Genomic DNA, 15,951 nt, shown 5'->3' with positions numbered 1-15,951 from the left:
CCGACACCCAGGTCTGTGACAGGAGTTGCCGTGAACGCCGAACTGCTTCCGGAACGCTTCGCCGAGCAGGCGTTCCGTACGCCCCATGCCGTCGCCGTCGTCGACGGCGACTGGGCGGTGACGTACGAGGAGCTGGACCATGCGTCCGCACGCATGGCCCGCTGCCTTCGGGACCTGGGCGCAGGGCCCGAGACGCTCGTCGGGGTGAGCCTGCCCCGCGGGCTCGACCTGGTGGTCGCGCTGCTGGGCGTGTGGCGGGCCGGGGCGGGCTACGTCCCGCTCGACCCCGCCCAGCCTCCGGCGCGTCTGTCGGGCCTGATCCGGGACTCCGGGGCGGGCCTGGTCCTGGCCGCCCCGGAGCTGGAGGCCGCGGTGCGCGAGGCCGGCGCCCGCCGCGTCGATCCCGGTGAGCTTTCGGAGACCGACGGCATTGGGGACATGGACCTCGGCTCCGCAGGTCCTGACAATGCTGCGTACGCCATCTTCACCTCCGGCTCCACCGGCCGCCCCAAGGCCGTGGTCATCACCCACTCGGGCATCGCCCAGCGGGTCGGCTGGACCGTGGAGCGCCACGGGCTCGGCCCCGGCGACCGGGTCCTGCAAAAGACCACCGTCGACTTCGACGCGGCCGCCTGGGAGATCTTCGCCCCGCTGGTCGGCGGCGGCACCGTGGTGCTCGCTCCACTGGGCGTCGAGCGCGACCCGGCGGCGCTGCTGCGTGCGGTCGGTGACCTCCGCGTGACCGTGCTGCAGGTCGTACCGTCCGTGCTGCGCCTGCTCGTGGCGGAGGACGGCTGGGAGCGCTGCGGCGTGCTGCGGCTGTTGTTCTCGGCCGGTGAGACCCTGCACGCCGAACTTGTCGCGCGGCTGCGAGAAAAGGCCGGCGCAGACATCGAGGTGTGGAACACCTACGGCCCGACCGAGTGCTCCATCGACGTCACCGCCCAGCGGGCCGACCCGTCCGTCACCACCGGTCCGGTACCCATCGGCCGCCCCTTGCCCGGCACCAAGGTGCTCGTCCTCGACGCGAACGGCGCACCGGTCCCGGTGGGCGTCCCCGGCGAACTGTATGTCGGCGGCCTGGGCGTTGCCCGCGGCTACGCCGGCCGCCCCGACCTGACCGCCGAGCGCTTCGTCCCTGACCCGTATGCCACCGAGCCCGGCGCTCGCCTCTACCGAACCGGTGACCAGGTCCGCTGGCGCGCCGACCGCGCCCTGGAGTACCTGGGTCGCCTCGACCACCAGGTCAAGGTCAACGGCGTCCGCATCGAGCCGGGCGAGATCGAGGCCGCCCTCGCGTCCCACCCGTCTGTCACCGGCGCCGTCGTCACCGCGTACCCGGCCGAGGACGGCGGCAAGCGGCTGGCCGCGCACCTGACCGCGAGCGCCGCCGTGGACGCCGCCGAGCTGCGCGTCTTCCTGACCGAGCGGCTGCCCGACAGCCACGTGCCGTCCTTCTTCCATACCCTCGACGCCTTCCCGCAGCTGCCCAACGGCAAGGTGGACCGCTCCGCGCTGCCGAGCCCGGAGAAGGTCGTCGCCGCCTGGCAGCGGGAGTACACCGCCCCGCGCGACGCGGCAGAGGAACTGGTGGCCGGCGTCTGGGGCGAACTGCTCGGCAAAGAGCGCGTCGGGGCGTTCGACGACTTCTTCGCCCTGGGCGGCACGTCGCTGCAGCTGACCCGGCTGGCCGCGCGGCTGCGCGCCACGTCCGGCGAAAAGGTCTCGCTGCGCGGTCTGTTCGCCGCGGCCACGGTCGAGGCTCAGGCCAAGCTGATCGGCGCCCCGGCAGCCGAGGAGCCGGGCATCCGCCCGGTGTCGCGCTCCGGTGAGCTGCCGCTCTCCTCCGGCCAGCGCCGCCTGTGGTTCCTGGACCGGATGCACCCCGGCAGCCCCGAATGGGTCGCCCCCCTCTTCCTGCGGCTGCCCGCAGATCTGGAACCGGAGACGGTGGGCCGCGCCCTGGACGCGCTGGCCGCTCGGCATGAGCCGCTGCGCACCCGGTACGTCGCCGAGGGCGGCGCGCCCCGCCAACTCGTCGACGCCCCGAGCACCGCCTCCGTCGAGCTGCGTGTCGAGGACGCCGAGCACGCGGAGGTTCCCGAACTCTTCGGCGAGCAGTTCGCCCGAGGCTTCGACCTGGCCGATGGGCCACTGTGGCGTGGGCTGCTGGTCCGGCTGCCCGCCGAGGACCATCTGCTGCTGCTGACGCTGCACCACATCACCTGCGACGGCTGGTCGACGGTGGTCCTGGAGCGCGAGCTGCGCGAACTGTGCGCCGCGTACCAAACTGGCCGCGAGCCCGTACTGCCCGCCCTGGCGGTGCAGTACGCGGACTACGGGGCCTGGCAGCACGCCCGGCTCACCGACGAGATCGTCGAGGGCGAGCTGGCCCACTGGCGCACCGTCCTCGACGGCATCGCCCCGCTCGACCTGCCGGCCGACCGTCCCCGGCCCGCGGTCCGCGACCCGCGCGGCGCGGTCGTCCCTTTCCGGGTCCCGGCCGAAACCGCCACGGGGCTTGTCGAGTTGGGCCGCGTGCACGGTGCGACCCCGTTCATGACGCTGCTGACGGCGTACGCCACGCTCCTGGCCCGCTACAGCGGCCAGTGGGACGTGCCGGTCGGCACCCCGGTGGCGGGCCGCACCCGGCCCGAGAGCGAGAACATGGTCGGCTTCTTCCTCAACTCCCTGGTGGTGCGCTGCGGGCTGTCCGCCGAGCTGAGCTTCGCCGAGGCCCTGCTGCGGGTCAGGGACGCCGCCCGCACAGCCTTCGTGCACCAGGAGCTTCCCTTCGAGCGGCTCGTCGACGAACTGCAGCCCGAGCGCGACCTGTCCCGCACGCCGCTCTACCAGGCCGCCTTCGACCTGCACAGCGAGGGCGTGACCAGCGTCGTCACGCACGACTCGGACCTGACGGCGTTCACCCAGGCCTGGCAGGTGGCGAAGACCGACCTGTCGCTGTTCATGCGGCAGACGCCCGAGGGCGCCCTGGACGGCGTGCTGGAATACGCCACCTCGCTGTTCGAGCGGGCCACCGCCGAGCGGATGGCCGACCACTTCCTGACGCTGCTGGACCAGGTCGCGCGGCACCCAGAGTCGCCGCTCGGCGCGGTGGAACTGCTCGGCGACGAGGAGCGCCGACTGCTGATCTCCGGCTGGAACGACACCGCGTACGAGCACGACGAGCGCACCATCTTCGAGCGCTTCGAGGAGCACGCCCGCACCGCTCCCGAGCGCACCGCCCTGGCCTTCGGCGCCCAGACCGTCTCGTACGGCGAACTGGACACCGCCGCCAATCGGCTCGCGCACCACCTGCGCACCCTGTGCGTGGGCGCCGAGTCGCGGGTCGCGGTCCTGCTCGACCGGAGCCCGGAACTGGTGACCGCACTGCTGGCGGTGTGGAAGGCGGGCGGCGCCTACGTGCCGATCGACCCGTCGTACCCGGTGGAGCGCATCGCCGCGATGTGCGAGGCAGCCGGCGTGCGCACCGCAGTGACCTCCTCGGCGTACGAGCAGCGGTTCACCGTGCCTGAGGTGCGGGTGCTGCGTGTGGACGCCGATGCGGCCGAGGTCGCCGTTCGCCCCGTTGCTGCGCCGGCCCGCACCAGGGACCTGGACCGGCTGGCGTACGTCATCTTCACCTCGGGCTCGACCGGCACGCCCAAGGGCGTCGAGGTCACCCATCGCGGCCTGACCAACCACGTGGCGTGGGCCGCGCGCGAACTGGCCGGGCAGGACTACGGTGGCGCCGCGCTGTTCTCCTCGGTCGCCTTCGACCTGGTGGTGCCGAACCTGTGGGCGCCCCTGGTCACCGGTCAGCGGCTGTCCCTGCTGCCGCACGACACGGACATGTCCGAGCTGGGCAAACGGTTGGCGGAGGCCGCCCCGTTCAGCTTCCTGAAACTGACGCCGGGGCATCTGGACATCCTCACCCACCAGCTCTCCCCCGCCCAGGCGGGCGCGCTCACCCCGGTGATGGTGGTGGCGGGCGAGCCGTTCACGCGCGACGCGCTCGCGCGCTGGCGGGAGCTGGCCCCGGACATGACGCTGATCAATGAGTACGGCCCGACCGAGGCGTCCGTTGGTACCTCAGTCCACCCGGTGCCACAGGACACGACCGAACCGGTCCCCGACGTCGTGCCGATCGGGCGGCCGCTGCCCAACATGACGATGCACGTACTGGACGCGGCGCTCAGGCCGGTCCCGGTCGGTGTGGCCGGGGAACTGTACGTCGGCGGCACCGGCGTCGCCCGCGGCTACGCGGGCCGGCCCGAGCTGACCGCCGAACGGTTCGTACCCGACCCGTTCTCCGCCGAGCCGGGCGCCCGGCTGTACCGCACCGGGGACCTGGTCCGCCGACTGCCGGACGGCGCCGTGTCCTTCCTCGGCCGCCTCGACAACCAGGTCAAGATCCGCGGCTACCGCGTCGAACTCGGCGAGATCCGGGCCGTGGTGGCGGCGCACCCAGCGGTGCGCGAGGCCGTGGTCGTCGTCCACCGGTCGGAGGGCGGCGAACCCGTGCTGGCCTGTTACGCGGTGCCCGCCGAGCCCAGCGCCGAACTGCCCGACCTCGCCGCGCACTGCGCGCCGCGGCTGCCCGAGTACATGATCCCGGCGACCTTCACCGCACTCGAGGCCATCCCCGTCAACGCCAACGGCAAGGTCGACCGCAGGGCACTGCCCGAGCCAGGCCGACCCGACCACGACACCCACGTCCCGCCGCGCGGCCCCGTCGAGGAATGCGTCGCGGAGATCTGGACCGAGCTGCTCGGCGTCCAAGCCGGGGCGCACGACAACTTCTTCCACATCGGTGGCAATTCGATCCTCGCGATCCGCCTGATCTCCCGGATTCAGCAGGAGTACGGGATCGACTTCGGCGTCCGCACGGTCTTCGAGAGCCCGACGGTCGCCCAGCTCGCGGCCGCCGTCGAGGAGCGCGTCGCCGCCGAGGTGGCCGCGCTGTCCGACACCGAACTGCTGAACGCCGTTGGCCCCGTTGCCCGGGCCGACACGACATCGCCGACCAAGGAGCACCAGGCATGAGCACCGGGAACATGGACACGCCCGTCGTCTCGGGCACCGATGCCGACGCGCTCCGCGCCGAGCTTCTGCGCCGGCGCCTCGCCGGCAGCCGCGCCGCCACACCGCACCGTACCGGGATCCCGCGCGCCGACCGCGACGCCCCGTTGCCGCTGTCGTACGGGCAGCAGCAGATGTGGTTCCTCAGCCGGCTGGAGCCCGACAGCCCCGAGTACTTGGTGCCGCTGGTGCTGCGGCTGCGCGGCCCGCTCGACACCGACGCGCTGGAGCGGGCCTGGCAGGGGGTGCTGGAGCGGCACGAGATCCTCCGCACCCGCTACGTCCTCAACGGCGACGAACCGGTCCAGGTCGTCGACGCCCCCCGCCCGCTGCCGCTGGAGCGCTCCGAGGCCGCGGACGACGACGCGGCGCGCGCCCTGGTCGAGGCTGACCTGTCCCGCGTCTTCAACCTGAGCCGCGACTGGCCGGTGCGCGGCCAGCTGATCCGGCTGTCCGCCGACGAGCATGTGCTCGCGGTGGTCTTCCACCACATCGCCTGCGACGCCTGGTCCGCCCAGGTCTTCGGTCAGGAGCTGAGCCAGCTGTGCACGGGTGCGGCCCCCGCCCCGCTCGCCGTGCAGTACGCCGACTACGCGGCCTGGCAGCGCGAGCAGCTCACCGGCGAGGTGATGAAGCGCCACCTCGAATACTGGACTGGCCGGTTGGCGGACCTCGCCCCGCTCAACCTACCCACCAACGGGCCGCGTCCGGCGGTGCGGGACGGCGCGGGCGACGCGGTGCCGTTCGAGGTGCCCGAACCGCTCGCGGCCCGGCTGCGCGAGCTGGCCGCCACCCACGACAACACGCTGTTCATGCTGTTCCTCGCCGCCTACCAGACCCTGCTGGCCCGCTACACGGGCCGCACCGACATCGCGGTCGGCACCGTGGTCTCCGGCCGCGGCCGCCCCGAGCTGCAGCAGCTGATCGGCTACGGCATCAACACCCTGGTGATGCGCGGCGACCTGTCCGGCGACCCGGCGTTCACCGACGTGCTGGCCCGCACCCGCGCAACGGTCCTGGACGCCTACGACCACCAGGACGTGGCCTTCGCCCGGGTCGTCGAGGCGATCGGGCCGGAGCGCGATCTGTCCCGCACCCCGCTGTTCCAGGCCGCGTTCACCCTGCACGGCGACCGTGGTGCCGCGTTCACGCTGCCCGGCATCGAGGTGTCTCCGTTCGAGGGATCGGGCCGATTCGCCAAGTTCGACTTGGACCTGCAGCTCCGCGAGGGTGAGGACGGATCGCTCGGCGGACATCTGGAGTACGCGACGGCACTGTTCGACCGTACGACGGTGGAACGGTTCCGCGGCCATCTGCTGCGACTGCTCGCGAGCATCGCCGCCGCCCCCGAGGCGCCGCTGTCCAGACTGGAGATCATCGGGGAGGAGGAGTGGGCCGTGCTGATCGGCCCGGCCGAACGACCGCGCCCGGTGACCCGTCGGGTGCACGAGCTGTTCGAGGAGCAGGCCGCGCGCACCCCGCACCGCGTCGCCGTCTCCTTCGCGGACACCGCCCTGACTTACGCCGAGCTCAACGCGCGCGCCAACCGCATCGCGCATACCCTGATCGCCAAGGGAGTCGGCCTGGAGACCCTGGTCGGCCTCAGCCTGGAGCGCGGCATCGAGCTGATCCCCGCATTGCTCGGCATCCTGAAGTCCGGTGCCGCCTATCTGCCGCTGGACCCGGCCAGCCCCGCGGACCGGATCGCCTACATCGTGCACGACGCTCAGGCCCCCGTCGTCGTCACCACTCGGGCACACGCCCAGCTGTTCGACGGGGAACTGCTGCTGCTCGACGCGGACGAGGATCTGATCGCGGCACAGCCCGACGCCGACCCGGCGGTCGCCGGCAGCCCGGAGAACCTGATCTACACGATCTACACCTCGGGTTCGACCGGCAGGCCCAAGGGAGTCGCGCTCACCCACAGCAACGTGGTCCGCCTCATGGACCGCGGCCACGAGCGCTTCGCACTCACCGAGACGGACGTGTGGACGCTGTTCCACAGCTATGCCTTCGACTTCTCCGTCTGGGAGATGTGGGGAGCACTGCTGCACGGCGGGCGCCTCGTCGTCGTCCCGGACTCCGCCACGCGCTCCCCCGAGGAGTTCCTCGACCTCTTGGTACGCGAACGGGTCACGTTCCTGAACCAGACGCCGACCGCGTTCCGCGCGCTGGTCGACACCGACGCGGACCTCGCCCTGCGCGCGGTGGTCTTCGGAGGCGAGAAGCTGGAGTTTTCCGAACTGCGACCGTGGGCCGAGCGGTTCGGCCTCGACCAGATCGCCCTGGTCAACATGTACGGGATCACCGAGACCACGGTCCACACTACTTACCACCGCATCACCGAGTGGAACCTGGACCCGCAGGGGGCGAGTCCGGTCGGCCACCCGCTGGCGGACCTGCGCATCTATCTGCTGGACGCGGACGGCCGTCCGGTGCCGGTGGGCGTACCTGGCGAGATCTGTGTCGGCGGCGCCGGTGTGGCGCGCGGCTACATCAATCGGCCGCGGCTGACCGCGCAGCGGTTCGTGCCCGACCCGTACGGGCCGCCTGGGTCCCGCCTGTACCGAAGCGGTGACCTGGCCCGCCGACTGGCGGACGGCAGCCTGGAGTTCCTGGGCCGCATCGACGACCAGGTCAAGATCAGGGGCTTCCGCATCGAACTTGGTGAGATCGAGACTTCTCTGGCCGCCCACCCGGATGTGCGGGATGTGGCTGTGCTGGTGCGCGAGGACACCCCCGGGGACAAGCGGCTGGTCGCGTACGTGACCCCGGCCGAAGGGGTCGAGCCGGCTCCGGTCACGCTGCGCTCCCACCTAGCGGGCCGATTGCCCGAGTACATGATCCCGGCGGCGTTCGTCATCCTCGACGCGCTGCCGTTGACCACCAACGGCAAGCTCGACAAGCGAGCCCTGCCCGCACCCGACCGGGACGCCCTGAGCTCGGCGGGGTTTGTCGCCCCCCGCACGGTCACCGAGGAGCGCATCGCCGCAGTGTGGGCGGATGTCCTGGGCCTGGAGCGGGTCGGCATCGAGGACAGCTTCTTCGATGCGGGCGGGCATTCCATCCGTGCCGTCGCCCTCGTGGGCCGGCTGCGGGCCATCGGCTACGACCTCGCGGTACGCGACGTCTTCGAGCACCGCACGGTCGCCCGCATCGCCGAACTGGTCACCGGCCGCCCGGCGCCCATCGACGCGGGCCGCACGGTGGAGCCGTTCTCCCTGATAACGGCTCAGGACACGGCTCGGCTCCCGGAGGGCGTCGTCGACGCGTACCCGCTGTCGCAAGTGCAGCTCGGCATGGTCGTCGAAATGCTGACCGACGAAGGCAGGCACCCTTACCACAACGCCACGTCGTTCAGGATTCGCGACGAACAGCCGTTCTCTGCGGAGGCGCTGCGCGAGGCCGCCGCCGTGGTCACCGCCCGCCACGACGTCCTGCGCACCTCGTTCGACCTCACCGGGTACTCCGTGCCGATGCAGCTGGTGCACGCGACGGCGGAGATGCCAGTCGGCGTGCGTGACGTCTCGCACCTGTCCGAGAACGAGCTCCTGGCGGAGTTGCGGGAGTTCGTCCGGCAGGAACGCGCGGCCTTGTTCAACCTGACGGTGCCGCCGCTGCTGCGCCTGCACGCACACGTGGCCGGTGACGGTAGCTGGTGGATCACCAACACCGAGTGCCACGCGATTCTGGACGGCTGGAGCCACCACTCGCTGCTGATGGAGATTTTGGAGGAGTACGGCCGCATCCGGGACGGCCGGGAGCCAGCCGGGTCCCACGCCCCGGCCGTCCGGTTCGCCGACTTCATCGCGGTGGAGCTGGACGCCCTGGGCTCCGAGGAGTCCCGTACCTACTGGCAGTCCGTCGTCGACGGCTACGCGCCGCTGACCATGCCCGCCGCGTGGCGCGGCGACCCGGACGACGCCGGCACCCCCCATCGCGTACCCGTGCCGTTCCACGACATGGAAGACCGGCTGCGCGCGCTGGCCTCCAAGGCCGGCGTCTCGCTCAAGAGCGTGCTGCATGCGGCCCATCTCAAGACGCTCAGCATGCTCACGGAGGAGGAGCGCTTCTTCACCGGCCTGGTCTGCAACGCACGGCCCGAGGTACTCGGCGCCGACCGGGTGTACGGCATGCACCTGAACACGCTGCCGTTCGCGTACGACCGTTCCACGGCCACCTGGCGCGAGCTCGTCGCCAGCGTGTTCGCCCGCGAGGTCGAGCTGTGGCCGCACCGCAGCTACCCGATGCCGGTCATCCAGCGCGAACTTGCCGACGCCGAGCGGCTGGTCGAGATGCGGTTCAGTTACCACGACTTCGACCAGGTCGACCACGACCAGGTCGACTACCTGGCGAGCATCGACGACAGCCCCACGGAGTTCTCGCTCGGCGTCTCGGCCCGCATCGGCCACCTCGTCCTCACCGCCTCCCCGCGCGCACTGAGCCGTACCGCTACGGACCGGCTCGCGCAGATGCTGCGCCAGGTCCTGGAGGCGATGGCCGCGGATCCAGAGGGCGACGCGCGCGTCACGTTCCTTCCCGAGGGCGAGCGAGAGCGGCAGCTGGTGGAGTGGAACGACACCACGTACGAGGCCGAGACCGCCTCCGTACTCCAACGCTTCGAGGCACAGGCCGCCCGTACCCCCGACGCGGTCGCCGTCAAGCACGCGGGCACCACCGTCTCCTACGCCGAGCTGGACGCCTGCGCCAACCGGCTCGCCCACCACCTGCACGGCCTCGGCGTCACCGCCGAGGCCCGGGTGCTGGTCCAGTTGGACCGCGGCCCCGACCTGCTGACCGCGCTGCTCGCGGTGTGGAAGGCGGGCGGCGCCTACGTGCCAGCCGACCCGTCCTACCCGGCGGCCCGAGTGACCGCCATGCGCGAAGCCTCCGCAGCCGTGGTGACGCTCACAGATCTCCCGGACCTCGCCGGTCTGCCGGAGACGGCACCGGCCAGGGCGGACGACCTCGACATGCTGGCGTACGTCATCTTCACCTCCGGCTCGACCGGCGTCCCCAAGGGCGTCGAGGCCACCCACCGAGGCCTGGCCAATCATGTGGCCTGGGCGGCGCGCGAACTCGCCTCTCGTGGCACCGGCGGCGCCCCCCTGTTCTCCTCGGTCGCCTTCGACCTGATCGTCCCCAACCTGTGGGCTCCGCTGGTCACCGGGCAGGCCGTGCACACGGTCGGGCAGGACATCGACATGGCCGACCTGGGCGAACACCTGGGCGCGTCGGGGCCGTACAGCTTAATCAAGCTCACACCGGGCCACTTGGACGTCCTGGCCCAGCAACTCACCGCCGAGCAGGCGGCCGCGCTGGCTCCGGTGCTGGTGGTCGCGGGTGAAGCCTTCACCCAGGCCACGCTGGAGCGCTGGCGCGCGCTCGCCCCGGACGCGGAACTGATGAACGAGTACGGCCCGACCGAGGCGTCCGTCGGCTCCACGATCTTCCCGGTAACCGAGGCAGTCGGCCGCGAGGTGGTGCCGATCGGCCGTCCGCTGCCGAACATGCGGACGTATGTCCTGGACGCGGTGCTGCAACTGGTCCCCCTCGGCGTGCCCGGCGAGCTGTACGTCGGCGGCACCGGCGTCGCCCGCGGCTACGCCGGCCGCCCCGACCTGACCGCCGAACGCTTCCTCCCCGACCCCTACGCCCCCGAACCCGGCGCCCGCCTCTACCGCACCGGCGACCTGGCCCGCCAACTCCCCGACGGAAACATCGAGTTCCTCGGCCGCATCGACGACCAGGTCAAGATCCGCGGCTACCGCGTCGAACTCGGCGAGATCCAGACCGTCCTCACCGAACACCCCGACATCCGCGAGGCATTCGTCACGGTCCACGACGGTGACCTGGCCGCGTACTACGCGCCGGCTGGCGCGGCCGCGGACTCCGTCCGCGCCCACCTGTCCGAACAGCTGCCCGAGTATATGCTGCCCACGGCCCTGGTCGCCCTGGATGCCCTGCCGCTCAACGCCAACGGCAAGGTCGACCGGCGCGCCCTGCCCGCCCCGGACGCCGCCGAGGCGGCGGACGACGGCTACGTCGCGCCGCGCACGGTGACCGAGGAGCGGATCGCCGAGGTGTGGGCCCAGGTGCTGGGCCTGGAGCGGGTCGGCGTCGAGGACGGCTTCTTCGAGATCGGCGGCCACTCCATCCGTGCCGTCGCGCTCGTCGGCGCACTGCGCTCGGCCGGGTTCGACATTGGAGTGCGGGACGTCTTCGAGCACCGTACGGTCGCCGAGCTGGGCGAGTTCCTCACCGGACGCCCGGCGCACACCGAGGTTGACATTCCTGTGGAACGGTTCGCGCTGATTGACGCCGCGGACAGGGAAAAGCTCCCAGACGACGCCGTGGACGCCTATCCGCTGACGCAGGTGCAGCTCGGCATGGTCCTGGAGATGCTGGCGGACGACACCAAGCACGCCTACCACAACGTCTCCTCGTTCCGGATCAGCGAGTCGGGGCAGTTCTCGGCCGAGGCGCTGCGCGCCGCCGCCGACGTGGTCGCGGCCCGCCACGAAATGCTGCGGACCTCCTTCCACCTCGACGGCTACACCGGGCCGCTCCAGGTAGTGCACGCCGAGGCCGCCATTCCGGTGGCCGTGCACGACCTCAGGGGGCTTGAGGAGGACGAACGGCGCCGCGTCGTCGAGGAGTTCGTCGCCCGTGAGCGTGCCGACCTGTTCGACCTGGAGCAGGCACCGCTGCTGCGGATGACCGCGCACGTCGAGGACGACGGCTGGCGGCTCGGTCTGACCGTCTGCCACGCCATCACCGAGGGATGGAGCCACCGCGCGCTGCTGATGGAGCTGCTCGACGAGTACCGCCGGGTGCGCGACGGCGGGGAGCCGTCCCAGGTGTCTGCCCCGCCCGTGCGCTACGCCGACTTCGTCGCTGCCGAGCTGCGTTCCCTGGAGTCGGAGGAGGACCAGGCATACTGGCAACGGATCATCGACGCGTACGCGCGCTTCTCGCTTCCGGCGGCCTGGGCTGGCGACCGCACCGCCGCGCGAAAGCGGTACCGGGTCGCGGTAGAGCTCAGGCCCTTCGAGGCGGGCCTGCGCGCCCTGGCCACGCGGGCCCGCGTCTCGGTCAAGAGCGTGCTGCTGGCCGCGCACCTGAAGGTGTTGAGTCTACTCACCGAGGAGAGCCGGTTCCACTCGGGCCTGGTGTTCAGTGCCCGTCCCGAAGCGCCGGGCGCAGACCGGGTCTACGGCATGTACCTCAACACGCTGCCGTTCGCCTTCGACGGCGACCGCAACCGCACATGGGAAGAACTGGTCGGTGAGGTCTTCGCCCACGAGGGGGGCATGTGGGAGTACCGCCGCCACCCGATGCCGACGATCCAGCACGCGGCCGGGGTGGAGCGCCTGCTCGACGTCCGCTTCAGCTACCAGGACTTCGACCACGTCGACACCGAGCACGTCGACCTGTCCGACAGTTCCGGTGAGGGCGCGACGGAGTTCGACCTGGCGGTGTCGGCGGTCTCCGGATACCTGGTGATGACCACGCACACCCACGCGCTGTCGCGTGAGAACGCCGACCGGCTGACCGCACTGTACGCGGCGATCCTTACCGCCATGGCCACCGACCCAACGGGCGACGCCCGGGTGGTGCCGCTGCCGGCCGAGGAACTGGAACGGCAACTCATCGAGTGGAACGACACCGCGCACGAGGCCGAGACCGCCTCGGTGCTCCAGCTCTTCGAGACGCAGGCCGTCCGCGTCCCCCACGCGCCGGCGGTGACCCTCGGGGCCGACACGGTGACGTATGCCGAACTGGACGCATGCGCCAACCAGCTGGCGCATGCACTGCGAGCCCGCGGTATCGACGCGGAGGCGCGCGTCGCGGTCCAGCTGGACCGGGGGCCGGCCCTGATCGCCGCGCTGCTTGCGGTGTGGAAGGCTGGCGGCGCATACGTGCCCGTCGACCCGTCCTACCCGGCGGAACGCGTCGCCTCCATCGTGGCGACCTCGGGCGCCCGGGTGGCGATCACGTCCGAGGCGTACGCCGACCGGTTCGGCTCCGCCGAGGTGCTGCTCGCCGAGGAAAACGTCAGTGCGTTGCCGACGACCGCACCGGTGCGGGTGGACGACCTGGACCGGCTGGCGTACGTCATCTTCACCTCCGGCTCGACCGGTGTCCCCAAGGGCGTGGAGGTGCCGCACCGCGGTCTGGTCAACCACGTGGCGTGGGCGGCGCGCGAGCTGGCCTCCCGCGGCACCGGCGGCGCGCCGATCTTCTCCTCGGTCGCCTTCGACCTGATCGTCCCGAACCTGTGGGCGCCGCTGGTCACCGGGCAGCGGGTGTTCGCGGTGGCGCAGGACACCAAGCCGGGCCGGCTCGGCCGGGCGCTGCTGGCCGAAGCGCCGTACAGCTTCGTCAAGCTCACCCCCGGGCACCTGGAGCTGCTCGCCGAGCAGTTCACCACCGAGCAGGCGGAGGAGCTGGCCGCGGTGCTAGTGGTGGCGGGCGAGGCGCTGCCCGGAACCACCTCAAACCGGTCGCTGGACATCCTCGGCCCGGGGCGCCTGATGAACGAGTACGGCCCGACCGAGGCGTCCGTCGGCTCCACGATCTTCCCGGTAACCGAGGCAGTCGGCCGCGAGGTGGTGCCGATCGGCCGTCCGCTGCCGAACATGCGGACGTATGTCCTGGACGCGGTGCTGCAACTGGTCCCCCTCGGCGTGCCCGGCGAGCTGTACGTCGGCGGCACCGGCGTCGCCCGCGGCTACGCCGGCCGCCCCGACCTGACCGCCGAACGCTTCCTCCCCGACCCCTACGCCCCCGAACCCGGCGCCCGCCTCTACCGCACCGGCGACCTGGCCCGCCAACTCCCCGACGGAAACATCGAGTTCCTCGGCCGCATCGACGACCAGGTCAAGATCCGCGGCTACCGCGTCGAACTCGGCGAGATCCAGACCGTCCTCACCGAACACCCCGACATCCGCGAGGCATTCGTCACGGTCCATGAACCAGTGCCGGGCGACCGCCGTCTGATCGCCTACTGGACAGCGACGGCGGGCGAGGCGGACCCCTCACCCGAAACCCTGGCTGAGCACTGCGCCGGGCGTCTGCCCGACTACATGGTGCCCGCGGCCTTCGTGACCCTGGACGTCCTGCCACTGAACGCCAACGGCAAGGTCGACCGACGCGCGCTCCCCGCCCCCGACCGGGGTGCGCTGCGCACCGGCACGGACCACGTGCTGCCGCGCACGCCGACGGAGAAGGCGCTGGCCGCCATCTGGTCCGAGGTCCTGGGCGTGGAGCAGATCGGCATCCACGACCGCTTCTTCGACCTCGGCGGCCACTCCCTGCTCATGATCAAGGTCCTGGCCGCGGCCCGCGCCGCCGGCCTGACGGTCTCGATCTACCGCATGTACCAGCACGACACCCTGATCGACCTGGCGGCGGCGGTGGACGCGGACACGGCCGCCGCGAGCGGTGGACACAGTACGGCCCCGACCGCGTCCAGGGCCGCAAGCCCAGCGGACACGGACGCCGTTCGGCCGGAGGCCGTAGCCTCCGACACTGTCGAGGTGCCCGCCGAGCTGCTGGCGCAGCTGCTCCGGCAGGCCGGTGGGGACGACCTGGCGCCGATGAGCGAGGCGATGGTGCAGGCCGCCGCGCTGCTCCGAACGGCGCCGCAGGACCGGGCACCCGCCTCGCCGAACCGACTCGTCGAGGGCATCGACGCCGTCATGGCCGATAACCACGTGCCGGGTGTCGCGCTCGCCGTCATCCAGGACGGCGCCGTCGCGGCCGTCGAGGACCACGGCGTACTGGCGGCCGACAGCGACGCGCCTGTGACGGAGCGGACGCTGTTCCAGGTCGGCTCCCTCAGCAAGCACATCACCGCGCTGGGTGTGCTGCGTCTGGTGGACCGGGGCATCGTCGAACTGGACGCCGACATCGAGGACTACCTGACGTCCTGGCACCTCGACGAGACACCGGACACTCCGGGGCCCGTCACCCTGCGGATGCTGCTCGGACACCGCGCCGGGCTCGCCCAGTACCGCGGCTTCGCGTGCCGCCCTGGCGAGCCGGTACCGACCCTGCTCGACCTACTGGAGGGCAGGCCACCGGTAACCACCCCGCGGGTGCGCCGCGAGCTGCCGCCAGGGACGGTGTTCCGCAAGAGCAGCACGCACTACTGGGTGCTCCAGCAGGTGCTGGAGGACGCCACGGGTGAGCCGTTCGAGCCACTGATGCGGCGCCTGGTGCTGGACCCGCTCGGCCTCGCCGACACCAGCTTCGACCAGGACCACCCGCACACCGCCGGCCTGCCCGTGGCCCTCGGCCACGACGCCCACGGCACCCCGCTCAAGCGCGGCTGGCGCGCACGCGCCCATCTCGCCGCCGCAGGGCTGTGGACGACGGCGGCGGATGCGGCCCGGTTCATGGTCGCGGTGCGGGATGCCCTTCTCGGCATCCCGGGCGCACTGGTCCCGCAGGCCCTGGCCCGGGAACTGCTGGCGGGCGAGACCGGCACGTTCTACGGGCTCGGCACGATCGTCGACGACAGCGGCGACGACCTGGAGTTCGGCCACGGCGGCGAGCCCTCGGGCTACCGGAACATGGCGATCAGCCACCTCCACGGCGGCACCGGATTCGTCGTCCTGACCAATGCTGACTCCGGCAAGGCCGTCGTCAAGCACCTGGCCGCCGAACTGGGCCGCGCCCATGCCGGTTTCGGCAGCGGCCGCCTGGCCTCCGACTGGCGCACCGCCGACGGCCGCGACGGGCTCCCGGCGGTTCTCATCCCGGCCGTCACCAACGACACCGGCGAGGAACAGGTATGACCTCCGCTCCCCGTACAGACCGTGCGGCCCGCACACCGCACCGCCCGTCCCCCATCGGCCAGCC

The 15,951-nt window shown here is 71.8% G+C and carries 2 protein-coding genes; both read left to right on the top strand.

Annotated features, from left to right (window positions below; all coding sequences use genetic code 11):
* The first annotated feature begins 30 nt into the window (after positions 1-30).
* Complete coding sequence (locus ACFVYR_RS20545; RefSeq protein WP_384250972.1) at positions 31-5,046, top strand: amino acid adenylation domain-containing protein; 5,016 nt, start codon at positions 31-33, stop codon at positions 5,044-5,046.
* Complete coding sequence (locus ACFVYR_RS20540; RefSeq protein ID WP_384250969.1) at positions 5,043-15,887, top strand: amino acid adenylation domain-containing protein; 10,845 nt, start codon at positions 5,043-5,045, stop codon at positions 15,885-15,887. The genes ACFVYR_RS20545 and ACFVYR_RS20540 overlap by 4 nt, the downstream gene beginning before the upstream one ends.
* Positions 15,888-15,951: the final 64 nt, after the last annotated feature.

It is taken from the genome of Streptomyces sp. NPDC058284 (genome assembly GCF_042881135.1).
Lineage (GTDB): Bacteria > Actinomycetota > Actinomycetes > Streptomycetales > Streptomycetaceae > Streptomyces.
Note: the sequence above shows the minus strand (reverse complement) of the source record. Positions and strands in the feature narration are given on the sequence as shown.

What these genes read in the sequence shown, in the direction of transcription:
- ACFVYR_RS20540 (WP_384250969.1), top strand. Translation starts at nt 5,043, where the DNA reads ATGAGCACCGGGAACATGGACACGCCCGTCGTCTCGGGCACCGATGCC.